Origin of the sequence: Clavibacter zhangzhiyongii (assembly GCF_014775655.1) — a bacterium.
Taxonomy (GTDB): domain Bacteria; phylum Actinomycetota; class Actinomycetes; order Actinomycetales; family Microbacteriaceae; genus Clavibacter; species Clavibacter zhangzhiyongii.
This window is the reverse complement of record NZ_CP061274.1, coordinates 752,513-777,947: the sequence shown is the minus strand read 5'-3', so window position 1 is coordinate 777,947 and position 25,435 is coordinate 752,513. Positions and strand designations below refer to the sequence as shown.

Genomic DNA, 25,435 nt, shown 5'->3' with positions numbered 1-25,435 from the left:
ACCTTTCTGCCCGTGCCGCGCCGTACGGCGACGAGATGTTCCGAGGATACAAGCGGCAGTCTGGGCGACGCCGTGGTGTTCGCCGCCAGCCGAACGTGCGGCGGCCGTCAGCGGCGTGCGAGGAGCGGGGCGCGTCAGCTGTAGACGTGCGGCGCGAGGATCGCCACGTCGCGCAGGTTCCGGTAGCGCTCCGCGTAGTCGAGGCCGTAGCCGATGACGAAGTCGTCCGGGATCTCGAAGCCCACGTACTTGACGTCGACCGCGATCTTCGCGGCCTCGGGCTTGCGCAGCAGGGCGCACACCTCGACGCTGGCGGCGCCGCGGGAGCGGAGGTTCGCCAGCAGCCAGGAGAGCGTGAGGCCGGAGTCGATGATGTCCTCGACGATGAGCACGCGGCGACCCGAGAGGTCGGCGTCGAGGTCCTTGAGGATGCGGACGACGCCGCTCGACTTGGTGCCGGAGCCGTAGGAGCTCACGGCCATCCAGTCCATGTGGATCGGCAGCTCCAGCTCGCGCGCGAGGTCGGCCATGACCATCACCGCGCCCTTGAGGACGCCGACGAGCAGGAGCTCCTCCCCCGCGTAGTCCCGCTCGATGTCGCGGCACATCTCGGCGATGCGGCCGTGGATCTCCTCCTCGGTGTGGAGGACCTCGGTCAGGTCCTGGGCGATCTCGGTGGATCTCATGTCACTCTTCCGTCGTCCGGGCGCGGAGGACGAGCAGTCCGCCCTCCCGTACGACCCTAACGCCCGGCAGGTCGACCGGTCCCTGCCCGCGCCAGTCGGTGACGAGCCGCGCGACCTCCAGCACGTGCGTGCGGGACAGGTGCGCGGCGAACTCCTCGCGGGCGGCGAGGCGGATCAGGCGGTGCCGGAGCGCGGGCGGCGCGGCGCGGAGCGAGGCCACCTCCAGCGAGATGCCGGCCTCGGCGTGGTCGGCGATCTCCTCCACCATCTCGGCGGCGAAGTGCTCGAGCGCGTCGTCGTCCTCGCGGAGCTGGTCGGCGGTGCGGGCGAGGGCCTCCGCGATGCCGGGGCCGAGCTCGCGCTCGAGCACGGGCAGCACGTCGTGGCGCACGCGGACGCGGGCGTAGGCGGGGTCGGCGTTGTGCGGGTCCTGCCACGGCTCGAGGCCCTGGTCGGCGCAGGCGGCGCGCGTGACGGCCGCGCGGATCCCGAGCAGCGGCCGGAGGTGGACGGCGCCGGCCGTCTGCGCGGGCGCGGAGCGGGCCATGCCGTGGAGGCTGGTCGCGCCGGATCCGCGGGCGAGGCCGAGCAGCACGGTCTCGGCCTGGTCGTCGAGGGTGTGCGCGAGGAGCAGGGCGCGGGATCCCGTCCGGAGGAGCGCGTCCTCGAGGGCCGCGTAGCGCGCCGCGCGGGCGGCCGCCTCGGGCCCCCGGGCGGCGGGCTCGACCCGCACGCGCGTGACGACGACGGGGTCGAGGCCGAGGGCCCGCGCGGCGTCGGCGGCGCGCGCGGCCACCTCGGCGGATCCGTCCTGCAGCCCGTGGTCGACGACGACGGCGCCCGCCGCGACGCCCGCCCGCGGCGCCTCGAAGGCCGTGGCCGCGGCCAGCGCGAGCGAGTCGGCGCCGCCCGAGAGCGCGACGAGGACGGGGCCGGACGAGGACGCGTCGAGCGTCGCGAGCGCCTCCCGCACCGCCCGCCGGAGGTCCGCGACGGCGGGCGTGAGACGGGGGCGCTCGGAGGGCATCCACTAACGTTATGGCAGCATCCCGCCCACGTCAGAACCACGAGGAGCACGCGCATGGCCAGCTACGACGTCGTCGTCGAAATCCCCAAGGGGTCCCGCAACAAGTACGAGGTCGACCACGAGACGGGCCGCGTGTACCTCGACCGCGTGCTCTTCACGTCGTTCGTCTACCCCACCGACTACGGCTACTTCGAGAACACGCTCGGCCTCGACGGCGACCCCGTCGACGTGCTCGTGCTGCTCGAGTACCCGGTCTTCCCGGGCGTGGGCGTCTCCATCCGCCCCGTGGGCGTGTTCAACATGAGCGACGAGGCCGGCATCGACTCCAAGGTCATCGGCGTCCCCGCGAAGGACCCGCGCTGGGCCCACATCCAGGACCTCACGGACGTGCCCGAGCAGACCCGCAAGGAGATCGAGCACTTCTTCGAGCACTACAAGGACCTCGAGCCCGGCAAGTGGGTCAAGACCGAGGGCTGGGGCGACGCGGCCGAGGCCGAGCGCATCGTGCAGGCGGGCTTCGAGAAGCTGCAGGCCGAGGGCGGCCACGACGGCCACGCCGGCGAGCCGGACGAGGACGCCTGATCCCCGTCACCCCCTGACGCCACGACGCCCGCCCCGCATCCGATGCGGTGAGGCGGGCGTCGTCGCGTCCGGGGTGTTCGGCGGATCAGCCGGGTCGGCCGACGTAGGGCATGAGGTCGCTGCCGCCCCAGAGGCCCTGGATCTTCACGACGTCGCCGGGCTTGGGCGCCGCGATGATGGTGTCGCCGCCCAGCGAGATGGCGTTGTGGTAGAAGCCGCCGCCGTTGCGCCAGAAGACGATGTCGCCCGCCTGCCGCTGCGAGAACGGGACGAGCCGGCCCTGCGCCTGCATCTGGTTGTACTGCGAGCTGACCGAGTGGCCGCCCACGTTGATGCCGGCCGCGCGGTACGACATCATCACGAGCCCGGAGCAGTCCCAGCCGTTGCCCTCGCCGCCGAAGACGTACGCCTCGCCGAGCTGGGCCTTGGCGAACGCGATGGCGACCTGCGCGGCGTTGCCCGAGGGCGCGGGCGCCGGGGCCGGGGCGGGGGCCGGCGCCGGGGCGGGCCGCGAGGGCTGCGGCTGCTGCGGCGCGGGGGCCGGGGCGGGCTGCGCGGGCGCCGGCTGGGGGCGCGACGGGGCGGGCTGGGCCGGGGCGCTGGATCCGCCGCCCGACGTGGATCCGCCGCCGCCGCTGGAGGACCCGCCGCCGGAGGACGAGCCCCCGCCGTTCGAGGAACCGCCGCCGCCGCCGTTCGACGAGCCGCCGCCCGTGGGCGCCGCCGGGATGGGCGGCTGCGTGATGCTCTGGATGTACGCCGCCTCGACCTCGGCGGTCGAGTCCTTGAGGAGCGCCAGCTGCGCGATGAGCTGCTCGCTGTTGCGCGTCTGCTCGGCCACGGCGGACGCGGCCGTCGCGGCGGCCGACTCCGCGGCGGCGAGCGACTCCTTCGCCTCGTCCGCGAGACGGCCGAGCTCGTCCTTGGCGACCTGCGCCTGGTCGCTGAGCGACGCCGCGCTGTTGCGGTCCGCGAGGGCCTGCTGGTACACGGTCTGCGTGCTCTCGGAGAGCTTGGACATGGTGCCGAGCGAGCGCAGCAGCTCGTCCGCGTCCTCGCCGTCGGAGGTGAACAGGCTCGCGGTGATGTCCTGGCCGCCGGCGCGCGCGAGGTGGCTCGCGAGGAGCCCGGCGCGCATCCGGCTCGTGAGGGCGGTGGCCTGCGCCTCCTCCGCCTTCTTCTCCAGGCGCGCGAGCTTCTGGGCCTGCGCGTCGTGCGCGGCCTGCGCCTCGGCGTACCCCTCGCCCGCGACCATCGCGGCCGTGTTGGCCTGGTCGGCCGACTCCTGGAGCCCGGTGACGAGCTCCGTCACGCGGTCGATGGCGGCCTGCGTGTCGGCCTGGTTCGCCTTCGCGGCCTGCACGTCGGCCCAGGAGGGGTAGTCGGTGGCGGCGAACGCCGTCTGGGCGGCGACGCCGCTGGAGACCGCGATCACGCCCACGGCGAGCGTGGAGATGACGACCGTGGTCGGGCGGAGGTGGGTCATGTCGTTCCTCATGTCAATGCGTGCTCGTGATGGAGACGCCCTGGCCGTGCATGAACGCCACCGGGTCGACGGCGTTCCCGTTGATGCGGATCTCGAAGTGGAGGTGGCAGCCGGTGGAGCCGCCGGTGGTGCCTGTGCGGGCGATGGGCTGGCCCGCGACGACCTGCTGGCCGTTCCGCACCAGGGTGCCGCCGTTCATGATGTGGCCGTACGCGGAGGAGACGCCGCCGCCGTGGTCGATGCGGACGTAGTTGCCGTAGCCGCCGTTCCAGCCCGCGAACGTGACGGTGCCGGAGTGGGCCGCATACTGGGTCGCGCCGCAGGTGGCGCCGCGGACGAGGTCCTCGCCGGCGTGGAAGATCATGCGGTGCTGGATGGGGTGGAAGCGCGGACCGAAGTAGCCGCTCGTGTTCGCGCCGGGGAGGGGCGCCGTGTAGCCGGAGGCGCTGATCGCGCCGGGCGAGACGTCGCCGCCCGCGCCGCCCTGGCTGGCCGCGAGCGCGTCGGCGTCGGCCTGGCGCTTGCGGACGCCGGCCTGGTAGTCGTCCTCCGTGGCCTCGCGGTCCTCCGCCATCACCGCGAGCTTCGCGTCGGCGTCGGCCTTCTGCACGTTCTGGTCCTCGAGCGCCTGCTCGAGGTCGGCCTGCGCCTGCGCCGCGTCCTGGAGCAGCTGCTCGGCCTTGGCCTTCAGCGCGTCGAGCTCGGTGAGGGCGACCTGCGCCTGGTCGCTGAGGGACTTCGCGGCGTTGCGGTCCTGGAGCGCGATCGCGTAGATCTGGTCGCTCTTCTCGGCGACCTTGCTCATGGTGCCGAGCTTGTCGAGGAGGTCGTCGGTGCCGTCGCCCTCGCTGAGCAGGAGCGTCCCGGAGAGGTTCTGGCCGCCGGAGCGCATGAGCTGCTTGGCGAGGCCCGCCGCCTGCTCCTGCGACCTCGTGGCCTTCGCGTCGGCGTCGTCCACCTTCTGCTGGAGCTGGACGGTGTCCTCGTGCTTGTCGTCGGCCGCCTGCTGCGCCTTGTCGTGCTCGTCGCCGCGCTGGACCACGAGGGCCTGCGCGTCGGTCACGCGCTGCTGGAGGGAGGCGATCTCGTCGTCGATCCGCTTCACGAGCTCCTGCTGCGCCTGCTCGTCGCCGCGCGCCCTCTGGACGTCGTCCCAGGAGGCGAACGTCTCGGCGTGGGCGGGAGCGGCGATCGACCCGGTGAGGAGCACCGCGACCACCGCCACGATCGCCTGCAGCCCGCGCCGGGTGCGGGGTCCTGATCGCGGGGCGCCGGAGCGGCGTGCGCTGCGGACGAGGTGGTGGTTCATGTGCTCCCGATCATCGTGTCGCCCGGCGGCGGGCCGGCTTCGCCTCCCCGCGGGGCCGTCGGGGAGGGCGGATCGCATCCGCCGCACCGTCGCCGGCTCTCACAGTAACAACGGGGATCCGCGGCGCACAGCGCGCGGACGCGGGGATCCGCGCGGGTTCCCCGTCCCCCAGGAGGGTCGAGCGAAGGCTAACCCGGCGGACGGGGATCGACGGGGCAGGGCGCGGCCCGTGTCGCGGAGCTCGCAGGGGCTCGGCAGGTCGGCCGCTCCGCAGCCGTGCGGAGCCCGTGCGGAGCCCGCGCGGCAGCGGAGCGGGAGGGCCGACACGCCGCGCGATCCGCATCACCGCGGGGTTCGCGCATCCGCCCGCGCGGCCGATTTGAGTCCTCGCCCGGAGTGCGGTTATGCTGACGTGTCGGTTGCTGCGAGGCCTGGGAGACCAGGGCGAGCGGCCCCATCGTTTAGCGGCCTAGGACGGCGCCCTTTCACGGCGCTAACACGGGTTCGAATCCCGTTGGGGTCACCATTCAGCAGTCGACACGCAAGGCCCTGTAGCGCAGCTGGTTAGCGTGCCGCCCTGTCACGGCGGAGGTCGCGGGTTCAAGTCCCGTCAGGGTCGCCACGGATGGGAAGCCCTCTCACACGAGAGGGCTTCTGTCCGATGTGGGCGTCTTCTCGAAGTCGCCCGCTCGCCTGGGTAGCTCAGTTGGTAGAGCGTTCGACTGAAAATCGAAAGGTCCGCGGATCGACGCCGCGTCCAGGCACCACAGCCGGTCCCCGTTCTCGACGGCAGGGCCGGCTTCCTGCTTCCCGGGCCGGGCCGTCGCCGGTGCCCTCGCCCGCGTCGTCGTCCGGGTGCCGCGTCAGGCGCCCGCGGCGAGCGCCGCCTCGAACTCCGCGAGCACCGGGTCCGAGTACAGGACGAAGCGCACCAGCTCGATCCCGTCGCCCGCGCCGTCGGCGAGCGCCTCGCGCACGGCGGCCACCGCGACCCGCGCCGCATCGTCCACCGGCCATCCGTAGACGCCGGCCGAGACCGCGGGGAACGCCATGCTGCGGATCCCGATGCCCGCCGCCACCTCGACGCACCGGCGGTAGGCGCTGCGGAGCACGGGCGTGCGGTCGTGGGAGGCCGACCAGACGGGGCCGACCGTGTGGATCACGTGCCGCGCGGGCAGGCGGAAGCCGGGCGTCGCGACGGCGTCGCCCGCGGGCAGGCCGTCGGGCAGCTGCTCGGCGCGGAGCCGGCGGCACGCGGCGAGGAGCTCGGGGCCGGCCGCGCGGTGGATCGCGCCGTCCACTCCCCCGCCGCCGAGGAGCGACGAGTTCGCGGCGTTGACGATCGCGTCGACGTCCTGCCGGGAGATGTCGCCGCGGACGGCCTCGAGTCGCGTCATGGACCCAGCCTGGCCCGGCGGCGCTCGCGCGTCCGCGCGTCGCGGGTCAGTCGCGCCGCGCGTCCGCGGGGACGGGGGTGCGGCTCGCCGTGAGCCAGCGCGGGCCCTCGAGCGTCCAGCGCAGCGGGCCGCCCAGGACGGCGGCGCCGATGATCCGGCTCGCGACCACGACGGGCACCAGCAGCGCGATGGGCAGGATCGCGCCCCACACCTGCGTGTGCTGCTGGAGGACGGGCACGAGGCCCGTCAGCTTCAGGGCGGCGCTCAGGGCGGAGACCAGGAAGATGTGGAAGACGTACACGGGCAGCGTCTGCCGTCCGACCCAGCGCAGGGCCCGGGACAGCGGGTTCGCCATGCCGACGACGGCGAGCACCTGGTTGCTGGCGACCAGCGCGACGGCGGCGATGGCGAAGGTCAGGATCAGGCCGTTCCCGGTGGCGCGGAGCGCGGCGAAGACGGCCGCGTAGGCGACCACCGCGAGGACCGCCGTGAAGGGCGTCGCCCGGCGCATGAGCGACAGCCAGGCGTCGCGCCCGACGACGCCCGCGTAGAACCACACGAGGTTCGCCGCGATGGAGCTGAGCTTGACCGCGTCCATCGGCTCCGTGAGGAGGCCCGCCGTGAGGGGCTTCAGGAGCGGGGCGGCGCCGGCGAGCACCGCGAACGGGATCAGCGCCCACGCCCGGTGCGCGCCGAGGAGCCGGGTGCAGGCCCAGGCGACGAGGAAGAACACGGGCAGCGCCCACAGGTACCAGTAGGAGGTCGGCAGCACGAGGCTGAGCGCGAGCTCGCCCGGCATCGGCGCCGCGCCGCCGCCGCGCGCCTGCGGCACGAACAGCCGCGCGAGGAAGAGCAGGGTCCAGAGGGCGTAGACGGAGTAGATGCCGAGGGTCCGGCCGCGGGTCATCCCGAGCGGCCGCTGGACCGCGCGCGTCGCGAGGAAGCCGGAGATGAAGAAGAACAGGGGCATGCGCAGGGGCGCGAACGCGGAGCTGACGTCCCACCACAGCGCGGCGGCGCCCTCGTTCACCTCGTTCTCGTACATGAGGGAGAGGTGCAGGAGGACGACGAGGACCATGCAGGCGCCCTTGCCCGCGTCGATCCACTCGAAGCGGGGGCGGCCTGCTGCCGGGGCGGCGGGTTCCGCGGCGGGGCGGACGGCGGCGTGCGTGCGCGCGCGGGCGCGCGACCTCATGGGTGGGAGGGCCATGGCTCTTCTCTGATGCGCCGGCGAGGAGTCGGGTAGCTCCTGCGTGCGGCGCGGTGCTCGGGTCAGGAGATCGTATCGCCGGGGGCGCCGACGCGCGTCCCCCCGAGCGGGGCACGGGGCCCGGATCCCGCGCGGACGACGCTGTCCGGCGGGCGGCGACCGGAACCGTTCGGGTTGGCTCCGGGCACATCAGCCCTATTCGGTACCCGGGGAAGAATGGATTGGCCCTCCTGCCGGGACCACGGGTCGGGTCGCTCCTCCCGGTCGCCCGTCCTGTCCGCCGGGACCCGCGCGCGGCTCCCGCGGAGGCGGCGCGGGGATACTGGAGGGGTCGGTGATCCTCCTGCCGGCGTCGACAGGAGTCCCATGGCACAGCCCGCTTCCCGCCCCGCACCCGAGCGCATCGACGGCTACATCGCGCTCCGCAGCTACGCCGCCATCGGGGACGGGCGCACCGTCGCGCTCATCGCCGAGGACGGCGACATCGACTGGCTGCCGATGCCCGACCTGCACACGCCGCCGGCCTTCGCGGCGCTGATCGACGCGCCGCACGGCGGACGGATCACCCTGCGGCCCGACGAGGACTTCGAGGTCACGCGGGCGTACGTGCCCGGCACCAACGTGCTGACCACGACCTTCACGACGGCCTCCGGCAGCGTCCGGGTCACCGACGCGCTCATCACCGGGGTCGCGGGGCGGCTGCCGTGGTCGGAGCTCGGGCGGCGGATCGAGGGGCTCACGGGCGAGGTCGCGATGAGCTGGCTCGTGGCGCCCGGCACCGCGCTCGCCACGTCGTCGCCGTGGGTGCAGTCCACCCACAACGGGCCGGTGATCCGCGTCGACGGCGTCACGCTCGCGGTCGTCGGGCTCGACCACGGTCCCGCGGAGCCCGGCACGCAGTCGGTGTCCGGCGCATTCACCGCGACGAAGGGGTCGCGGCACGTCATCACCCTGGTGGGCACGGAGCGCGAGCCCGTGCGGATCCCGAACCCGGAGATCGTGGACGAGGGCATCGACCGCACCATCCGCAACTGGGAGGGCTGGAGCGCCGAGTTCCGCTACGAGGGCGAGTGGGCCGAGGCCGTGCAGCGCAGCGCGCTCGCGCTCAAGCTGCTCGTGCACGCGCCCACCGGCTCCATCGCCGCGGCCGCCACCACCTCGCTGCCCGAGCGCATGGGCGGCGGCAAGAACTGGGACTACCGCTTCGCCTGGGTGCGCGACCTCGCGTACACGGTGAACGCGCTCGTGAAGTTCGGCCTCCGCGAGGAGACGCACGCGGCGGTGTCGTGGATGCTCCGCACGATCCGCGACAACGGCCCGGACCTGCACGTCTTCTACTCGCTCGAGGGCGCCGTGCCCGAGGGCAGCTCGAACCCGGAGGTTCCGGGCTGGCGCGGCGTCGGCCCCGTCGTCGACGGCAACGACGCGCAGGCCCAGCTGCAGCTCGGCGTCTTCGGCGACCTCTTCGACGTGGTGCGCACGTACGTCCGCGACGGCAACGTGCTCGACGCCGACACCGGCCGCCTCCTCGCGGGCTTCGCCGACCGCGCCTGCGACATGTGGCAGAAGCGCGACGCCGGCATGTGGGAGCTCGAGGACGAGCAGCACTACACGACCTCGAAGCTCGGCTGCTGGCAGGCGCTCGACTGCGCCGTCGAGCTGGCCGAGGTCGGGCAGATCCCCGGGGTGCCGGACCGCTGGCGCGCCGAGCGCGACCGGATCCGCGCCTGGGTCGAGGAGGAGTGCTGGGACGAGGGCCGCGGCGCCTACGTGATGCACCCGGGCAGCCAGCGGCTCGACGCGAGCATCCTCCTGCACTCGATCTCCGGCTTCGACCGCGGCGAGCGCATGTCGCGGACGCTCGACGCGCTCCGCTCCGAGCTCGGCCGCGGGCCGCTCCTCTACCGCTACACGGGCATGCCCGAGGAGGAGGGCACGTTCACGGCGTGCGCGTTCTGGCTGGCGGCCGCGTACGCGTGCGTCGGGCGGATGGACGAGGCGCGCGAGCTCATGGACCAGCTCGTCGCGCTCGGCAACGACGTCGGGATCTACTCGGAGATGATCGACGCCGACGACCACTCGTTCCTCGGCAACCTGCCGCAGGGGCTTAGCCACCTCGCGCTCGTCAGCGCGGCGCTGACCATCGACGAGCTGTCGGGCGGGGAGGCGCGCTCGACGCGGACGCCGCGCGCCGAGCGGTAGGGCGAGGTCGAGGGCCCGGTCGAGCGCGGCGCCCGCGCGTCAGGCGCGCGGCCGCAGCGGGCCGGCGAACTCCGTGCGGACGCCGCGGGAGAACAGCACCGAGTCCGGCGCGCGGCCGACGATGCCCGGGAGGCCGGCGGCCGCCACCAGCTCGTCGTCGAGGTCCACGAGCTCGGCGCGCTCCAGGGTCCACGCGTCGTGGGTGTTCGGCCAGTAGCGCGTGACGCCGCCGCGGGCCACGTGCATGCCCCAGCGCGCGGTGAGGAAGTCGGCGAGCGGATCGCCCGCGACCTCCTCGCCGAGCGGGCGCACGGAGAGGCGGGAGGTCGGCCGCGTGCCGGTGCGCCGGCGCGACGTGTAGGTGACGACGCCGTCGTGCTCCGCGTGCGTCATCGACGCCCACATGTAGGGCAGGCCGAGGCCGACGCGCGCGCCGATCACGGGCAGGAGCTTGGCGGCCTCGAGCGAGCGGAAGACCACGCCGCGGCGGCCGTCGTCGCCGACGCTGTAGAGGCGCACGTTGAGCTCGGCGAAGGTGCCGGCCCACGGCACGGCGGGCAGCGGCGGGAAGGCGCTGCGCGACAGGACGAACGGGATGAGGCCGACCCAGCTGGATCCGTCGTGCACGTCGGGGCGCGTGCCCGGCGGGAGGAGCGGGGCGACGAGGGCGGGATCCACGCGCCAGTGCACGAAGGCGAGGTCGCTCCAGAGCTGGCGGATGACGGCGCGGCCGGGGAGGTCGGGGGCGTGGGCGGAGATCGGGTCGGGGTCCGCGGGGCGGGTCATCGGGTGCGCTTCCGGGGGGCGGGGGCGTTCGCGGGAGCGGGGGCGTCGGCGGGCGTCGCGGCGGGAGCGTCGTCCGGGGTGGCGGGAGCGGACGGGCGGCCGGCCGCGCGGATCACGTCGATGAGGCCGCGGCGCATCTCCTCGGAGCGGGTGAGCTCCGGGACGACGTCGCGCTCGAGCGTCTGCGCACGGGCCCAGGCCTCCGCGCCGGCCTCCGTGCGCGCGACGACGTGACGGCGGCGGTCGTGGGGATCCGGCGCGCGCGAGACGAGGCCCTCGCGCTCCAGCCGCTCGAGCGTGCGCGACATGGTCTGCGTCTCGACGTGCGCGGAGCGGGCGAGCTGGATCTGGCTGAGCGGCCCGTCGCGCAGCAGGTGCAGCGCGATGAGGCCCGCGTGCGTGACCCCGAGGGTCTGGAGCGCCTCCGCCCACGCGTGCTCGACGGCGCGCGCGGCCGTCGACAGCAGCCGGCCGGTGGGCCAGCTGGCGAGCTCGTCCTGCGGGGCCCCTCCGGCCATGGTCGCCCCTCCTGCTACAGTGATCGTCAGCAGACTTACTATCCGCCTGCTGATGATCCATCGTAGAGGAGCAGGCCGCATGGGCACCGTGAAGGACATCGTCCGCCAGATCGTCGTCGTCGCGAGCATGGCCTTCGCGCTCGTCGGCTCCGCCTTCGGCTCGGGCGCGTTCAGCGACCGCAGCATCCAGACGGCGTCGAGCGGCGCGCTCAGCGCGAGCTTCACGCCCGTCGCGCCCGCCGGCCCCGCCTTCTCGATCTGGGGCGTCGTCTACCTGGGCCTCCTGGCGGCCACGGTGTGGCAGGCGCTCCCCGCCCAGCGCGCCGACGCTCGCCAGCGCCGGGTCGGCTACCCCGTGGCCGTGACCCTCGTGCTCAACGCCGCGTGGATCCTCACGGCGCAGGCCGGCCTCCTCGCGCTGAGCGGCGTGGTCATCGCGGCGCTGCTCGCGACGCTCGTGTGGACCTTCCTGGCGCTCCTCGCGACGCGGCCGCGGAACGCCGTGGAGGCGGTCGTGCTCGACGGGACCATGGGCCTCTACCTCGGCTGGGTGAGCGTGGCGACGGTCGCGAACGTCGCGGCGATCCTCACCGCCGCGGGCGTCCGACCCGGCGAGGCGGGGCGCGACGCCACGGCCGTCGTGGTGCTCCTGGTGGTCGGCGCGCTCGGCGCGCTGCTGGCCGTGCGCGACGGCGGACGGCTCGCGCCCACCGCGGCCATCGCGTGGGGACTCGCCTGGATCGCCGTCGGGCGGCTGACGGGCGAGCTGATGTCGACGCCGGCGGCCGTCGCGGCGCTCGTCGCGGCCGCGCTCGCGGTGGTCGTGACGCTCGTCGTGCGCGCCCGCGTCGGCTGGACCGGGCGCGTGGCGCCGCGGGAGGCGGCGGCGCGCTGAGGCGCCCGGGCATCCCGGACGCCCGGACGCCCGCCCGGACGCCCGGACCGCGGATCAGCCCGCGGCCGCGTCCCGGTACGCCGCGTCGGCCGCGTGCTTCGCCGCGACCAGGCGGGCGATGCGGCGGTCGGTGTCCGCGTCCGGGCGGGTGAGCTCCGGGTGCGCGGCGCGCCACGCGACGATGCCGCGGACGGCCAGGTGGAACGGGTTCCGCGGCTGGAACGCCGGCACGAGCCGCCGGATCCTCGTGGTGTCGAAGACCGCGCTGTGCGACAGGTCACCGACGACGAGCTCCGACCAGCCCCACTCCGGCTCGACCACGGGGAACTGCTCGGCGGGCACGTGCACGAGCCGCGCCTCGACCCCGAGGGCGTCGGCGACGAGGTGGTGGATCCGGTCCCACGTCATGACGTCGTCGCTCGTGATGTGCAGCGCCTCGCCGGTCGCGCGCTCGTCGCCGAGGATCCCCACCAGCCCGACCGCGAAGTCGTCGGCGTGCGTGAGCGTCCAGAGCGAGGTGCCGTCGCCCGGGACCACGACCTCCTCGCCGCGCGCGATGCGGTCGACGACCGTCCAGTCGCCCGCGAGCGGCGGGCTGGCCTCGTCGTACGTGTGCGACGGGCGGACGATGACGACCGGGAAGCCGCTCTGCGCGTGGTGGCGGAGGAACGCGTCCTCCATCGCGATCTTGTCGCGCGCGTAGGAGAGGAACGGGTTGGCGCGCAGCGTCGACTCGGTGATGGGCGTCTGGAGCGCGGGCTTGCGGTAGATCGACGCCGAGCTGATGGCGACGAACTGCCGGGTGCGGCCCTGGAGCACGTCCACGCGGCGGTCGGCGCCCGCGGCGTCGAAGCAGAGGAAGTCGACGACCGCGTCGAAGGACCGGTCACCGAGCACGGCGCGGAGGGCGTCGGGATCCGTGACGTCGGCGACGAGGCTCGTGACGCCCGCGGGGACCCCGCGGCCCTTCGAGTCGGCGCCGCGGTTGACGACGGTCACGTCCATCCCCGCGGCGACGGAGGCCCGGACGCAGGCGGCGCTGATCGTGCCCGTCCCCCCGAGGTAGAGCACGGACAGGGTGGCGGCGCCTGGGGTCATCGGGTCCTCGTCATCGAAGCGGGGGCGCCGGTCGGATCCGCGCCCTGCGTGCACGCTACGCCCGCGCCGCGCCCTCCCCACCCGCCTCGGCGGGGGAAAGCTTGCGGACATCCGGGCCGCGGTGGACGCCCGTCCCGCGGCCCGCGTAGGTTCCGGACGACCGCACCGACGCGCCGACGCGCCGACCCCGAGAGGGACCCATGCCCGCCACGCCATCCGCCTCCCGCCGCCCGACGGCGATCCCCGACGCCCGCCGCGCCGAGGCGGTGATCACCGTCCGCGACCCCGGGGGCCGGCCGCTCGCCGACGCGGACGTCGTGGTCGAGCAGGCCGGCCAGGACTTCGCGTTCGGCAACATCGGCTTCGACCTCATCCCGCTCGCGAACGGCGAGACGGATCCCGAGGAGGCCGGCATCGAGACCTTCGGCGGCGCGCGGCTCGAGGGCCTGGAGCGGCTGGCCGAGCAGTGGGCGGCCGTGTTCAACACCGCGACGCTCCCCTTCTACTGGGGCAGGTTCGAGCCCGTGCGCGGCGAGCCGGACACCGAGCGCCTGCTCACGACCGCGCGCTGGCTGCGCGAGCGCGGGATCGCCGTGAAGGGGCACCCGCTCGTCTGGCACACGGTCACGGCGCCGTGGCTGCTCGACCTGCCGCTCGACGAGGTGGAGCGCGTGCAGCGGGAGCGGATCCGGCGCGACGTGGGCGACTTCGCGGGGCTCATCGACACGTGGGACGCCATCAACGAGGCCGTGATCATGCCCGTGTTCGACCGCGAGGACAACGGGATCACCCGGCTCACCGCGGCGCGGGGGCGGCTGGCGATGGTGCGCATGGCCTTCGAGGAGGCGCGGGCCGCGAACCCGGCCGCCACGCTCGTGCTCAACGACTTCGACCTGTCCCCCGCCTACGAGGAGCTCATCGAGGAGGTGCTCGGCGCGGGCATCGAGGTCGACGCCATCGGGCTCCAGACCCACATGCACCAGGGCTACCGCGGGGAGGAGCAGGTGCTCGGCATCGTCGACCGGTTCGCGCGGTTCGGGCTGCCGATCCACATGACCGAGACGACGCTGCTCTCGGGCGACCTCATGCCGCCGGAGATCACCGACCTCAACGACTTCCGCGTCACGAGCTGGCCGTCCACACCCGCGGGCGAGGAGCGGCAGGCCGACGAGATCGAGCGGCACTACCGGTCGCTCGTCGGGCACCCGGCGGTGCAGGCGATCACGTACTGGGGCCTCACCGACGACGGCATGTGGCTGGGCGCGCCCGGCGGCCTGGTGCGCGCGGACGGCACGCCGAAGCCGTCGTACGAGGCGCTCCGCCGGCTCATCCGCGAGGAGTGGCGGCTCGCGCCCACGACCCTGCGCACGGACGCGGAGGGCCGCGTGCGCGTGACGGCCTTCGCGGGCGACGTGCGGGTGGCGCACGCCGGGCGCGAGGCGCTGGCGGCGGTCGCGGTCGGCGCGTCCGAGGCGGACGTGACGCCGGCCCAGGGAGCGACGGGCGGCGCCGGTCTCGTCCCCGCACCGTCCGGGCGGCCGCCGGAGGCCCCCTGACTCCTAGGATCGGCGGAGGCGTGCGGGCGGTGCGACCGGGTGGTCGCGACCGGCACGTCGGGTACGGGGGAGATCATGGCGCGTGCCGTCGAGGGGGACGCCGTCGCGCGCCCCCGCCTGGACCGCGTGATCCGGGGCCTCCTCGGCGTCGTCGTGATCGCGAACATCGTCTACCTCGCGGCCCTGCTCCTGCCCGGCGACCCCGGCATCGTGCTCGTCGACGTCGGGCTGTCGCTCGCCCTCCAGTGGATCCCCGTCGTCGTGTTCTGGCTCGTCGCCGCGCGGACCGGCTCCCGTCGGGCGGAGGTGGTGCTCGCGGCCGCCGCGGTGACCGCGAACGCGGCGGGCGACACGATCTACGTGATCGGCATGGACGCGTCCGGCATGCTGCCCTCGCCCTCCGCCGCGGACGTGGCCTACCTCCTCTTCTACCCGCTGATGCTCCTCGCCCTCGTCGTGCTCGTGCGGCGCCGCTCGCGTCGCACCACGAAGGCCGTCTTCCTCGACGCGGGCCTCGCCGTGCTCGGCTCCGCGGCCGTGCTCGCCGTGATCCTCGACCCGGTCCTCTCCGACGCGACGAGCGGCCGCACCGTCGTCGCCGGCGCCATCGACGCCCTCTACCCCGCCTTCGACATCGTCCTCGTGGCCGTGGTCGTGGGGATCGCCGCCTCCCCGGTCCTGCGCATGGGTCCCCGCTGGCAGTTCCTCGTGCTCGGGCTGCTCGCCATCACGGGCGCGGACATCGCCTACGCGCTGCTGATCCGGGAGGGCGGCTACGGCGACGGGACCCCGCTCGACGTCGCCTGGACCGCCGGGATCGCGTGCCTCGCCCTGTGGGTGGAGGGCGTCGACCGCGCGCCCGCGGACGCCCCGGAGCCGTACCGGCCCACCGCCCGCCTGCTGCCGGTCCCCGCGATGGCCGTGCTCGCCGGCCTCGGCGTGCTCCTCGTCGCGACCACGACGCCCGTGCCGCCGCTCGCGCTGGTCCTCGCCGCGAGCGCCGTCGCGCTGTCGGCGCTGCCGGTCATGTTCCGCCAGGCCATGCTCACGCGCATGCTCGACGGCCAGGAGCGGGTCGTCGCACGGCTGGAGGCGCTCGACCGGTCCAAGAGCGACATCATCGGCACCGTCAGCCACGAGATGCGCACGCCGCTCACCTCCATCTCGGGCTACGTGGAGCTGGTCCTCGACGGCGAGGGGGGCGACGTCCCCGACGATGCCAAGGACATGCTGCGGGTCGTCGACCGGAACGCCCGGCGGCTCCAGTCGCTCGTGGCCGACATGCTGACCATGACGCGCCTGGACGCGGGCGAGCGCCCGGCCATGGCGCCGCTCGACGTCGCGACGCTGGTCCGCCGGGCCGCGGAGTCCCTCCGCCCGTTCGCCGACGCGCGCCGCGTGGACCTGGCCGTGGGCGACGCCGGCCCCGCGACCGTGGAGGGCGACGCGGGGCAGCTGGAGCGGGTCCTCACCAACGTGATCGAGAACGCCGTGAAGTTCACGCCGGCCGGCGGCACGGTGTCCGTCGAGCTGCATGCGGCGACCGGTCCCACGGGGCGCCCGGCGGTGATGGTCGTGGTCGCCGACACCGGCATGGGGATCCCCGCGGACGCGCTCCCGCAGGTCTTCGACCGGTTCTTCCGCGCGGCGAACGCGCTGAGCGAGGTGGTGCCGGGCACGGGCCTCGGCCTCGCGATCGTGCGGGAGATCGTGCAGGCGCACGGCGGGGAGGTCACCGTCTCCTCCGTCCTCGGCGAGGGCACGACGTTCCGGATCGCGCTCCCGGCGCAGCGGGGTGCGGGCGCGCGCGGGTGACGGGTCAGGAGCGGGCGGGCACGCCGCCGGCCGGCGCGGGATCCTCCGCGGAGGCGGACGCGGACGCGGGATCGTCGGCGGCAGCGCCGTCGGCGGCAGCGCCGTCGGCGGCAGCGCCGTCGGCGGGCGCATCGTCCGGGGCGTCGGCCGCCGGAGCCGACGGAGCCGCCGGGGCGCTCCCCCGTCGCGCCTTCGGCAGGACCCGCGCGAGGTCGAGCACGCCGCGCACGTCGCGGCGCACCGCGGGCACGAGCGCGACGGCGAGCGCGTAGAGCACCGCGGTCGTGCCGACGCCCGCGAGGAGCTGGAGCACGTCGGATCCGGTGTCGACCAGGGCCAGGAGCGCGCCCGTCGCGACGCTCACCGCGCCGACGACCCCGATGATCCGCAGCGCGCCCATGTACAGGCGGCGCGTGGGGATCGGTGCCTTGCGCGACAGCCACCACAGCGAGATGGGCCAGCAGATGGCGGGGGCGGCCGCGTACCCGGCCGCGATGCCGACTATGCCGAAGGCGGACCCGACGAGGATGCAGGTGACCTTGATCGCGGCGCTCAGCAGCGAGAAGCGGAAGAGGTCGCCGGTGAGGCCGCGGGACACGTAGACCCAGTAGCCGACGAAGGCGAGGGTGTCGAAGATCCCGGCGATGGCGAGCAGGCGGAGGATCGGGGCGACGCTGTCCCACTGCGGGCCGAGGAACACGGCGGTGATGGGCACGGCCGTCGCCGCGACGAGGCCGAGGCCCGCGCCGAGCGTGTAGCCGAGGGCGAGCTGGCCGCGCGCGACGTAGTCGGCGAAGCGGCGCTGCTCGTCCGCCAGGCGGGAGAGCACGGGGATCGCGACCGTGGTGAGGGGGCTGCGGATCTGCGCGAGCGGCGTCATCAGCAGCTGGAACGCGCGGTTGTAGATGCCGAGGGAGCCGGCGCCGAAGCGGAGGCCGACGAGGAACGTGTCGATGTTGTTGCTGACGTAGCCGACCATCTGGCTGGAGACCATGTTCCAGCCGAAGCGGAGGAGCGGGCCCATGGGCTCGCCACGGCTCGGGAGGCGCGGGATCCACCGGGCGAAGCCGACCGCGAGGCCGAGGAGCACGAGCGTCTGCGTCAGCTGCTGCGCGACGAGCGCCCAGTAGCCCCAGCCGAGGAGCGCCCCGCCGACCGCGACGAGGAGGGCGACCGCGGGCGCGGTGACGTCCGCGGTCGCGAGCGCGCGGAACCGGAGGCTGCGGGTGAGGCTCGCGCGGTACTGCGTGGCGAGGCCGTTGAAGACGAACGTGAGGCTCAGGGCGTGGGCGATGGGGATCAGCTCGTCGTGGCCGAAGACCGCGGCGAGCGGCCAGGCCGCGCAGAAGACGAGGGCCGCGAGCACGAGGCCGATGCCGGCGTTGATCCACCAGAGGTTGTCGCGCTGGCCGCGGCTGAGGTCGCGGGCCTGGATCGCGGCGTTGGAGAGGCCGAAGTCGCGGAAGATCTCGCCCACGCCGATGATCGCGAGCACCATCGCCAGCAGGCCGTAGTCGGTGGGCGTGAGCAGGCGCGCGAGGACGACGACGGATGCGACCTGGATGAGGATGCGGACGAGCTGCGCGCCGATGGTGACGATCGCGCCGCGGGCCGCGCGGGCGCCGAGGCCCTGGGTGGCGGCGGGCGGCGTCTCGGGCGCGGGGGCGGGCGCGGAGGCGCCGACGGGCGCGGAGGAGGGGTCGCCGGGTAGGGCGGATGGCATGTGGCTCCGTCGTCGGGTCGAGGAGGGGTGGCGATCGGGTCGGCCGCGGGTGACGGCCGGATCACCGCGGGCTCGGGTGTCGGGTGGCGGGACCGCCGGGTATGCGGGCCCCGTCCGATGGTATCCGCGGGGGCGCGCGGATCCAGCCCCAGAACGGGTGGGGGCTCAGCCCCGCTCGACCCCGCGGCGGATGCGGAGCGCGCGCCGGTACGCGGACGCGTGCGCGGTCCCCGCCCGGTCCCAGTCGCGGCCGGACAGGTCGGGCGACGCGGACCGCGCGCCCGTGCGGACGGCCTCGGTGGCGCGGAGGAGCTCCTCGGGGGTCAGGTCGCCGTCGAACCGGTGGATCCAGCCCGGGCCGACCTCCTCCTCGAGCGCGCGGTTGACGGCGTTGTCCGGCACGAGCACGGGCCGGTCGAGCGAGAGGGCCGCGAGCGCGCCGCCGGAGTTGTGCATGAACCGGTACGGCAGCACGACGAGCTCGGACGACGTCACGACCTCCACCAGCTCGGCGTCGGACAGGAAGCGGAGGTCGAGGCGGATCCGGTCGTCGCCCGCGGCGAGCGCGCGGACCGTGTCGGCCAGCTCCTCGGTGGACGGGTTGCCGCCGATGCGCAGGGACAGGTCGGCGCCCGCCTCCCCCGCGCCGCGGAACGCCGCGACGAGCTGCTCGACGCCCTTGTACCGGCGGACGAGGCCCACGTAGCCGAGCCGGCCGGGCACGTGGTCCTCGCGCCGCTCGTCGCGGAACCAGTCGCGGTAGTGGCCGTGCAGGATCGTCGCGTGCGGCTGGTCCGCCGGGATCTCGGTGACGGGGTTCACGCGCAGGCGCAGCGTCGTCATCCGCTCCATGAGCGCGAGCAGGAGCGACTCGCGGCGGCTGATGCCCTGCGGCCGCTCGAGGTTGTGCACGGTGCGGACGATCGGGATCCGCCGCAGCGTCAGGCGCGCGAGGAGCGCGACCGTGAGCGCCTGGCGCACGGCCTTCTTCAGCGGGCTGCGCCCGTCGACGAGGATCTCGGGCCAGTGCACGTGGAGCACGTCGTAGCGGCCGAGGAGCGCGGTGCGCCAGCTGAAGTGCAGGGGGCTGAGGCCCGGGGTCGCGGCGAGCGCGCGCCCGAGCATCACGATGTACGGGTTCGTCGTGGGACGCGGCGCCGGGGACGACTGCAGGACGACGAGGTCGCGGCCGGGCGGGCGGGAGGGGACGGTCATGGCGCTCCTCAGCGGGAGACCGGCGGCGGGTCGTCGGGCGCGCCCACGGGGTCATCGGTCGAGGAAATAGACTATGCCACCACCCGCCCGCACCCGATGGCGGGCCCCGCCCGGCGACGCCCGCCGCGCGCACCCGATCGATGGGACCCCCATGCCCCGCCCCGCCCTCCTCGCCGTCGTGGTCGTCAACTACGGATCCGCCGACCTCGTGCGCGAGAACGTGCTGCCGCTCGTCGAACGCCTCGACGACGCGCTGCTCGTGATCGTCGACAACCGCACCACCGACGCCGAGCGGGAGCGCGTGCGCGAGCTCGCCGTGCACCCGTCGACGCGCGTGCACGGCGTCTACCCGGACGCGAACACGGGCTTCGGGTCGGGCATGAACATCGGCGTCGCGGCGGCCCGCGACCTCGGCGCGCGCGAGTTCCTGCTGCTCAACCCCGACGCGACGATCGAGCCCGACCAGCTGGCCGTGCTCCGCGGCGCCATCGCGGCGGACCCCCTCGCGCTCGTGGCGCCGCTCATCCTCCGGCCGGACGGCAGCACGTGGTTCCGCGGCTCGGACCTGTACCTCGCCGACGGCCGCATCCGCTCCGCCGCCCGCCGCGCGCAGCACCCCGGCCTCGCGGTCGAGCCGTGGCTCACGGGCGCGTGCCTCCTCGTGACCGACGAGCTGTGGGCCCGCGTGGGCGGCTTCTCGGACGACTACTTCCTGTACTGGGAGGACGTGGACCTGTCGCGCAAGGTCGTGGAGGCGGGCGGATCCCTGCGCGTCGTGGAGGACGCCGTGGCCGTGCACGCCGAGGGCGGCACGCAGAGCGCCGGACACGCGAGCGCCGGCCAGGCCAAGTCGGGCACGTACTACTACCACAACGTCCGCAACCGGCTCCTCTACGGGGCCCGCCACCTCGACGCCGCGGCGCTCCGGCGCTGGCGGCTGCTCACGCCCGTTGTCGCGTACGAGGTGCTGCTGCAGGGCGGTCGGCGGCAGTTCGCGCACCCGGTGGCGCCGGTCTCGGCGGCCGTGCGCGGGATCCTCGACGGGTACCGCCTCTCGGGCGGCTGGCGCGCGGTGCCGTCGCCGGCGCCGACCGCGGCCCCCGCCGCCTCCGGTCCCGCGGCCGCGCCCGCGTCCTCGCTCGTCGTCGCGATCCTCACCTACCGCCGGCCCGACGACATCCGGGCCGTGCTCCCCCTCGTGGCCGCGCAGGCCGCGGAGCTGCGGGAGGCCGCGGAGGACGACCCCGCGCTCCCCCGCGCCGTGCGGATCGTCGTGGTCGACAACGACCCCGCGGGCGGCGCGGGCGAAGCCGTGGAGGACGCCGCCGCGGAGTCCCCCGTCCCCCTCGCGTACGTGCACGAGCCGACGCCGGGCATCTCCGCCGCCCGCAACCGCGCGCTCGACGCGGCCCGCGGCGACGACCTGCTCGTGTTCCTCGACGACGACGAGCGGCCGGATCCGGGCTGGCTCGCCGCCCTCGTCCGCGCCCGCGCGGCCACGCGCAGCGCGGGCGTCGCCGGGCCCGTCCGCAGCGAGTACGAGGTCGAGCCCGACGCGTGGGTGCGCGCGGGCGGCTTCTTCGTGCGCCGCCGTCCCGCGACGGGCGCGCGCCTCGAGGTCGCGGCGACCAACAACCTCCTGCTCGACCTCCGCGCGGTGCGCGCCGCCGGGCTGCGCTTCAACGTGGACCTCGGCACGCAGGGCGGCGAGGACACCCTCTTCACGCGGCAGCTCGTCGCGTCCGGCGGGATCCTCACCTGGTGCGCCGAGGCGGGCGTGGTGGACGTCGTGCCGCGCGCCCGCACCACGCGCCGCTGGGTCGTGCTCCGCGCCTTCAGCAGCGGGAACTCGTGGAGCCTGACCTCCGTCGCGCTCGCGTCCGGATCGCCCGTCGCCCGCACGCGGATCCGCGCCGACGCCACCGCCCGCGGCCTCGTGCGCGCGCTCGGCGGCACGGCGCGGATCGCCGTGGGCACGGCGACCGGCAGCCTCGCCCACCGCGCGAAGGGCACGCGCACGCTCGCGCGCGGCGCCGGCATGGTCGCCGGCGCGTTCGGCTGGTCCTACCAGGAGTACGCCCGCCGCGACTGACCGGCCCGCGCCCTCCCCTGGACGGGGGGCTCGTCGCGGCGCGCTCGCCGACGTACGATGCGAGGGCAGAAGACCCGGAATCCTGCGTCAGGCGACCACCCATCGCCCGCCCGCACCGCGCCGCCGACCCGCCCTGGTCGTCGGGCTCGTCTTCGCCGTACCCGAAGAGCGAAGAAGGCCATGCCCGTACCCGAGAGCACCCCGTCCGACCTGCGTCCCCGCCGTGAGCGACGCGCGCGCAGCCGCCGCACCACCGCCGCCGTCATCGGCGCCGCGTCCGTCCTCGTCACCGCCGCCGTCGTCGGCACGGTCGTCGTGAACGGGTCCGGCTCCGACTCCCCCGCGGCCGCCGCGGACACGAAGGACTGGTCCGACGTCGCCCCCACCGCGGGCGCGACCGAGGCCCCGGCCCCGCTGCCCGAGGGCGACACGTCGCTCGGCCAGGAGGTCTCGACGACCGTCGGCATGGACGAGACCGCGACCTTCCCCGGCTCCATCCAGGCGCGCATCGCGTCGGTCACCCCGACCAGCACCGACGGCGGCCGCGTCGGCGAGCTGAGCGGCGACGCCGTCGACGTGCGGCTGGAGCTCGTCAACGTCACCGGCGAGGCCGTCCCGGTCGACGCCGTGACGGTCAACGTCTTCTACGGCGCCGACCGCACGCCCGCGACGCCCGCCGACTCCGACGCCGTGATCCGCGGCACGCTCGAGCCCGGCGCCTCCGCGACCGGCGACTACGTGTTCAGCGTCCCCGCCGCGTCCGCCGACGCGATCAGCGTGGTCGTGGCGCGCGACGCCGGCTCGCCGGTGGTCGTCTTCCAGTAGCGCGCACGCGTCCGGGCGCGGCCCGGCAGCACGACGAGGGGCGCGGCCCGGGACCCCCGGCCGCGCCCCTCGTCGTCCCGCCCGCGGGTCAGCCGCGCGGCGTGCCCGCCCGCGACGCCCGGGCCTCCCGGCGCGCGGCGCGGCCCGTGGCCTCCGGCTCGGCCGCGCGGTAGTACGCGCGCTTGTCCTTCGTGGGCCGCACCTTGTTGAGCACGACGCCGAGCACGGATCCGCCGGACTTCTCGACCGCGTCGAGCGCCTCCGACAGCTGCCCGCGGTGCACGCGGGTCTGGTCGGCGACGACGATGGCGCCGTCCGTCATGCGCGCGACGAACGCGGCGTCGGCGACCGCGATGAGCGGGGCCGTGTCGATCACGATGACGTCGTAGGTCGCCCGGGCCCCGGTGACGAGCTCCTCCATGCGCGCCGACGCGAGCAGCTCGCTCGGGTTCGGCGGTATCTCGCCGGACGTGAGCACGTGCAGCGTGCCGTCGCCCCACGGCTGCACGACGTCCTCGAGCAGGGCCTGCCCGACGAGCACGGTCGTGAGGCCCGCGTCGCCCTCGAGGCCGAGGTACTGCGCGACCACGGGGCGGCGGAGGTCGGCGTCGACGAGGAGCACGCGGCGCCCGCCCTCGCTGAGCGACAGGGCGAGGTTCGCCGCGACCGTGGACTTGCCCTCGCCGGGGATCGACGAGGTCACGACGATGCTCGACGAGCTGTCGCCGAGGAGCACGAAGCGGAGGTTCGCCTTCAGCTGGCGGAACCCCTCGGCCGCGGTCGACAGGGGGCGCACCGCCATCGCGAGGCCGGTGACCCCGCGCTCGCGCTCCAGGGATCCGAGCAGCGGCGCCCTCGTGAGGTGCGCGACGGTCTCGGCGGAGCGGACGCGCGTGTCGAGCAGGCGCACCAGCGCGATCCCGAGGAGGCCCGCGAGCAGCCCGAGGAGGAGACCGGCGAGCGTGTTCGTGCGGCCGTTCGGCGCCGACGGGGACAGGGGCTCGGGCGCCTCCTGGATCACGCGGACGGAGACGGTGGGCGAGCCCTCGGCGCCCTTCGGGGCGTACGCCTCGGCGGTGTCGCGGAGGCTCCGGGCGACCGCGTTGGCGATCTCCGCGGCGTCCGCGGGCGAGGGCTCCGTGACGCTGATCTCCATGACCACGGTGTTCTGCGGCGTCGTCACGGTGACGGCGCGCGCGAGCTCCTGCGCCGTGCGGTCGAGCCCGAGCCGCGTGATCACGGGCTCGAGCACCGCGGGCGACTCCGCCAGCTCGCCGAACGACAGCATCTGGCTCTGCGTGTACGTGGCGCCCTGGTTGAGGTCGCTCGCGCTGGATCCGCTGCTGAGCGAGAAGTAGAGCCGGGACTGCGCGGTGTAGACGGGCGTCGCGAGCTGCGAGAGCCCGAACGCGACCACGCCCCCGGCGAGCGTGGCGGCGACCACGACGTACCAGTGGCGGCGGAGCAGGGCGGTGAACTCGTGGAGCGTCATCGTGAGGGGGTTCTCTCGGGTAGAGGCGGCAGGGCGGCGGTGCGGGCGGGATCGGGGCGGTCGTCGGGGTCCGCGGCGGCGCCGTCGGGGTCGGGGTCGGGCGGCGGCGCGGGGACGGCCTCGCGGCGGAGGATCTGGCTGGTCGCCGCGACCCCGGCGAGGAACCACACGAGCGTCGCGTACTGCGTGATGAGCGCGACGGACGCGAAGGCCGGGATCTGCGCGACGAGCGCGATGGTGGCCGGGGTCGCGCGTCCCCGGAGCACCAGCCCCACGCCGACCGCGAGGGCCGCGAGGGCGGCGCCGGCGACCAGCAGGCCGGAGGTGAGGCCCGTGAGGATCAGCTGGCTGTCGATGGAGCGGAAGTCGCCGTAGAACACGCGCCCGTCCGTGAGGCGCTGCGCGGAGGTCGCGGGGCCGATGAACCGCATGCCCGGGATGAGCGTGTAGAGGTCGCCGCGGTAGTCGGAGCTGTTGGTGGCCTCCGTGCCGGCGTCCTCGAAGACGGTCTGCACGAAGGGCGCGACGGCCGCCACCACGGCGACGACCCCGACGGAGACGGCGACGCGGACGCGGAGCGCGATCGCGTCGCGGAGGAAGACGATCGACAGCACGAGGCCGAGGAGCGCCGTGAGCATGCCGACGCGGCTGAAGGTGACGACCGTGCCGAGGAGGAGCACCGTGGTCATCGCGAGCCGCACCGGGAGGGGGAAGCGCGCGGCGAGCGTGAGCGGGATCGCGACGGCGAGGCTGCAGCCGAGCGCGATGGAGTGGCCGAACGCGCCCTCGGCCCGGACGACGCCGCCGCGGATCTGCAGGGACGCCCACGTCTCGCGGAGGCTGCCGCTGCCCGGGATCAGCACGAAGGGGTTCCAGGTGAGCGCGAACTCGACGATCGCGAGCGCCGCGACGACCGTGAACGCGACCGCGGCCGCCGCGTGCAGGTGCGCCGTCCCCACGCGGTGCACGACGAGCCGGCCGAGGAGGTAGCCGCCGAGGCCGTAGGTGAGGAACGTGACGAGGGCCGGCACGGCGACGCCCGCGCCGCCTCCCACCAGCACCCCGGCGACGCCGGCGGCCGCCGTCAGGACGACGACGAGGTCGAGGGCCGAGACGCGGAAGCCCGGCACGGGCAGGGCGGCGACGATGGCCACGAGCGCCATCAGCGTCGCCGGCGGCAGGTAGTAGCCGGCCACGGAGACGCCGGCCCAGATGGGCGCGAGGCAGAGGGCGGCGAGCCAGAGGGCCACGGCGAGCCGCGGGGTCCGACGCAGCAGGAGCAGCAGGAGGATCCCGGCGAGGAGCGCGACGCCGGCGAGGAGCAGCCGCTCGACGCCGTCGCCCGCGAGGAGCGCGGTCATGCGCGGCACCGGGGGCGGGGACGGAGGGGGCGGACGCGGGCGTGCGGGCGTGGCATCGCGTGCGGCATCGCGTGTCCCCTCGTGTGCATCCCGGGCGCGTCGCCCTCGTCGATTATCCCCGGTGCAGACCGCCGGGGCCTCCCGTCCAGGGCCCCCGTCC

The 25,435-nt window shown here is 75.1% G+C and carries 20 protein-coding genes and 3 tRNA genes; 10 read left to right on the top strand and 13 right to left on the bottom strand.

What is annotated here, in order from left to right:
* Nucleotides 1–134: 134 nt before the first annotated feature.
* Nucleotides 135–686 carry a hypoxanthine phosphoribosyltransferase gene (gene hpt, locus H9X71_RS03835; protein WP_191148407.1) on the bottom strand — a complete coding sequence of 184 codons (552 nt, stop codon included), beginning with the start codon at nucleotides 684–686 and terminating at the stop codon, nucleotides 135–137.
* Between the two features lies 1 nt (nucleotide 687).
* Nucleotides 688–1,713 carry a tRNA lysidine(34) synthetase TilS gene (gene tilS, locus H9X71_RS03830; RefSeq protein ID WP_191148406.1) on the bottom strand — a complete coding sequence of 342 codons (1,026 nt, stop codon included), beginning with the start codon at nucleotides 1,711–1,713 and terminating at the stop codon, nucleotides 688–690.
* A 54-nt stretch (nucleotides 1,714–1,767) separates the two neighbouring features.
* Here tilS and H9X71_RS03825 point away from each other — a divergent pair, with 54 nt between their 5' ends.
* The gene (locus tag H9X71_RS03825; RefSeq protein ID WP_191148405.1) at nucleotides 1,768–2,295 is read left to right on the top strand and encodes an inorganic diphosphatase; all 528 of its coding nucleotides are present in this window, start codon (nucleotides 1,768–1,770) and stop codon (nucleotides 2,293–2,295) included.
* An 85-nt stretch (nucleotides 2,296–2,380) separates the two neighbouring features.
* Here the strand turns inward: H9X71_RS03825 and H9X71_RS03820 are convergent, their stop codons facing one another.
* Complete coding sequence (locus H9X71_RS03820; RefSeq protein ID WP_191148404.1) at nucleotides 2,381–3,781, bottom strand: C40 family peptidase; 1,401 nt, start codon at nucleotides 3,779–3,781, stop codon at nucleotides 2,381–2,383.
* Nucleotides 3,782–3,794: 13 nt separating this feature from the next.
* Complete coding sequence (locus H9X71_RS03815) at nucleotides 3,795–5,090, bottom strand: peptidoglycan DD-metalloendopeptidase family protein (RefSeq protein WP_191148403.1); 1,296 nt, start codon at nucleotides 5,088–5,090, stop codon at nucleotides 3,795–3,797.
* A gap of 450 nt (nucleotides 5,091–5,540) precedes the next feature.
* Here H9X71_RS03815 and H9X71_RS03810 point away from each other — a divergent pair.
* From H9X71_RS03810 to H9X71_RS03800, 3 genes are all read left to right on the top strand, one after another.
* Nucleotides 5,541–5,616, top strand: a tRNA-Glu gene (locus H9X71_RS03810).
* Between the two features lie 19 nt (nucleotides 5,617–5,635).
* Nucleotides 5,636–5,712 (top strand) — tRNA-Asp (locus H9X71_RS03805).
* 69 nt (nucleotides 5,713–5,781) lie between these two features.
* A tRNA-Phe gene (locus H9X71_RS03800) sits at nucleotides 5,782–5,857 on the top strand.
* A gap of 96 nt (nucleotides 5,858–5,953) precedes the next feature.
* On the opposite strand, the gene H9X71_RS03795 is transcribed toward H9X71_RS03800, so the two are convergent.
* Together H9X71_RS03795 and H9X71_RS03790 are read right to left on the bottom strand one after the other, a co-directional pair.
* A complete protein-coding gene (locus H9X71_RS03795) occupies nucleotides 5,954–6,487 on the bottom strand; it encodes an O-acetyl-ADP-ribose deacetylase (protein ID WP_191148402.1) in 534 nt (177 codons plus the stop codon).
* A 46-nt stretch (nucleotides 6,488–6,533) separates the two neighbouring features.
* On the bottom strand, nucleotides 6,534–7,697 hold the full coding sequence (locus tag H9X71_RS03790) for an acyltransferase family protein (RefSeq protein WP_191148401.1): 1,164 nt from the start codon (nucleotides 7,695–7,697) through the stop codon (nucleotides 6,534–6,536).
* Between the two features lie 366 nt (nucleotides 7,698–8,063).
* On the opposite strand from H9X71_RS03790, the gene H9X71_RS03785 reads away from it, so the two are divergent.
* Nucleotides 8,064–9,899: a glycoside hydrolase family 15 protein gene (locus tag H9X71_RS03785; protein ID WP_191148400.1), complete on the top strand. Its 1,836-nt coding sequence runs from the start codon at nucleotides 8,064–8,066 to the stop codon at nucleotides 9,897–9,899.
* A 39-nt stretch (nucleotides 9,900–9,938) separates the two neighbouring features.
* Here the strand turns inward: H9X71_RS03785 and H9X71_RS03780 are convergent, their stop codons facing one another.
* Nucleotides 9,939–10,685, bottom strand: a complete 747-nt coding sequence (locus H9X71_RS03780) for a YqjF family protein (RefSeq protein ID WP_191148399.1) — start codon at nucleotides 10,683–10,685, stop codon at nucleotides 9,939–9,941.
* Nucleotides 10,682–11,203 (bottom strand): MarR family winged helix-turn-helix transcriptional regulator, encoded by a 522-nt coding sequence (locus H9X71_RS03775; protein ID WP_191148398.1) that lies wholly within the window; start codon nucleotides 11,201–11,203, stop codon nucleotides 10,682–10,684. The genes H9X71_RS03780 and H9X71_RS03775 overlap by 4 nt, the downstream gene beginning before the upstream one ends.
* Before the next feature lie 79 nt (nucleotides 11,204–11,282).
* On the opposite strand from H9X71_RS03775, the gene H9X71_RS03770 reads away from it, so the two are divergent.
* Nucleotides 11,283–12,098 carry a TspO/MBR family protein gene (locus H9X71_RS03770; protein WP_191148397.1) on the top strand — a complete coding sequence of 272 codons (816 nt, stop codon included), beginning with the start codon at nucleotides 11,283–11,285 and terminating at the stop codon, nucleotides 12,096–12,098.
* A gap of 54 nt (nucleotides 12,099–12,152) precedes the next feature.
* Here H9X71_RS03770 and H9X71_RS03765 read toward each other — a convergent pair whose 3' ends face one another.
* The gene (locus tag H9X71_RS03765) at nucleotides 12,153–13,196 is read right to left on the bottom strand and encodes an NAD-dependent epimerase/dehydratase family protein (protein ID WP_191148396.1); all 1,044 of its coding nucleotides are present in this window, start codon (nucleotides 13,194–13,196) and stop codon (nucleotides 12,153–12,155) included.
* A gap of 200 nt (nucleotides 13,197–13,396) precedes the next feature.
* On the opposite strand from H9X71_RS03765, the gene H9X71_RS03760 reads away from it, so the two are divergent.
* A complete protein-coding gene (locus H9X71_RS03760; protein WP_244961758.1) occupies nucleotides 13,397–14,752 on the top strand; it encodes an endo-1,4-beta-xylanase in 1,356 nt (451 codons plus the stop codon).
* A gap of 75 nt (nucleotides 14,753–14,827) precedes the next feature.
* Nucleotides 14,828–16,567: a sensor histidine kinase gene (locus H9X71_RS03755; protein ID WP_191148395.1), complete on the top strand. Its 1,740-nt coding sequence runs from the start codon at nucleotides 14,828–14,830 to the stop codon at nucleotides 16,565–16,567.
* A 4-nt stretch (nucleotides 16,568–16,571) separates the two neighbouring features.
* Here the strand turns inward: H9X71_RS03755 and H9X71_RS03750 are convergent, their stop codons facing one another.
* Both H9X71_RS03750 and H9X71_RS03745 read right to left on the bottom strand, forming a co-directional pair.
* Nucleotides 16,572–18,290 (bottom strand): lipopolysaccharide biosynthesis protein, encoded by a 1,719-nt coding sequence (locus H9X71_RS03750; protein WP_244961756.1) that lies wholly within the window; start codon nucleotides 18,288–18,290, stop codon nucleotides 16,572–16,574.
* A 165-nt stretch (nucleotides 18,291–18,455) separates the two neighbouring features.
* Nucleotides 18,456–19,505, bottom strand: a complete 1,050-nt coding sequence (locus H9X71_RS03745; protein WP_191148394.1) for a glycosyltransferase family protein — start codon at nucleotides 19,503–19,505, stop codon at nucleotides 18,456–18,458.
* Between the two features lie 151 nt (nucleotides 19,506–19,656).
* On the opposite strand from H9X71_RS03745, the gene H9X71_RS03740 reads away from it, so the two are divergent.
* Nucleotides 19,657–21,597 carry a glycosyltransferase gene (locus H9X71_RS03740; protein WP_191148393.1) on the top strand — a complete coding sequence of 647 codons (1,941 nt, stop codon included), beginning with the start codon at nucleotides 19,657–19,659 and terminating at the stop codon, nucleotides 21,595–21,597.
* Nucleotides 21,598–21,777: 180 nt separating this feature from the next.
* Complete coding sequence (locus H9X71_RS03735; protein WP_191148392.1) at nucleotides 21,778–22,422, top strand: hypothetical protein; 645 nt, start codon at nucleotides 21,778–21,780, stop codon at nucleotides 22,420–22,422.
* 88 nt (nucleotides 22,423–22,510) lie between these two features.
* Here the strand turns inward: H9X71_RS03735 and H9X71_RS03730 are convergent, their stop codons facing one another.
* Both H9X71_RS03730 and H9X71_RS03725 read right to left on the bottom strand, forming a co-directional pair.
* A complete protein-coding gene (locus H9X71_RS03730; protein ID WP_191148391.1) occupies nucleotides 22,511–23,914 on the bottom strand; it encodes a tyrosine-protein kinase domain-containing protein in 1,404 nt (467 codons plus the stop codon).
* Nucleotides 23,911–25,275 (bottom strand): hypothetical protein, encoded by a 1,365-nt coding sequence (locus tag H9X71_RS03725; protein ID WP_191148390.1) that lies wholly within the window; start codon nucleotides 25,273–25,275, stop codon nucleotides 23,911–23,913. Before H9X71_RS03725 ends, H9X71_RS03730 begins: the two co-directional genes overlap by 4 nt.
* Nucleotides 25,276–25,435 lie beyond the last annotated feature (160 nt).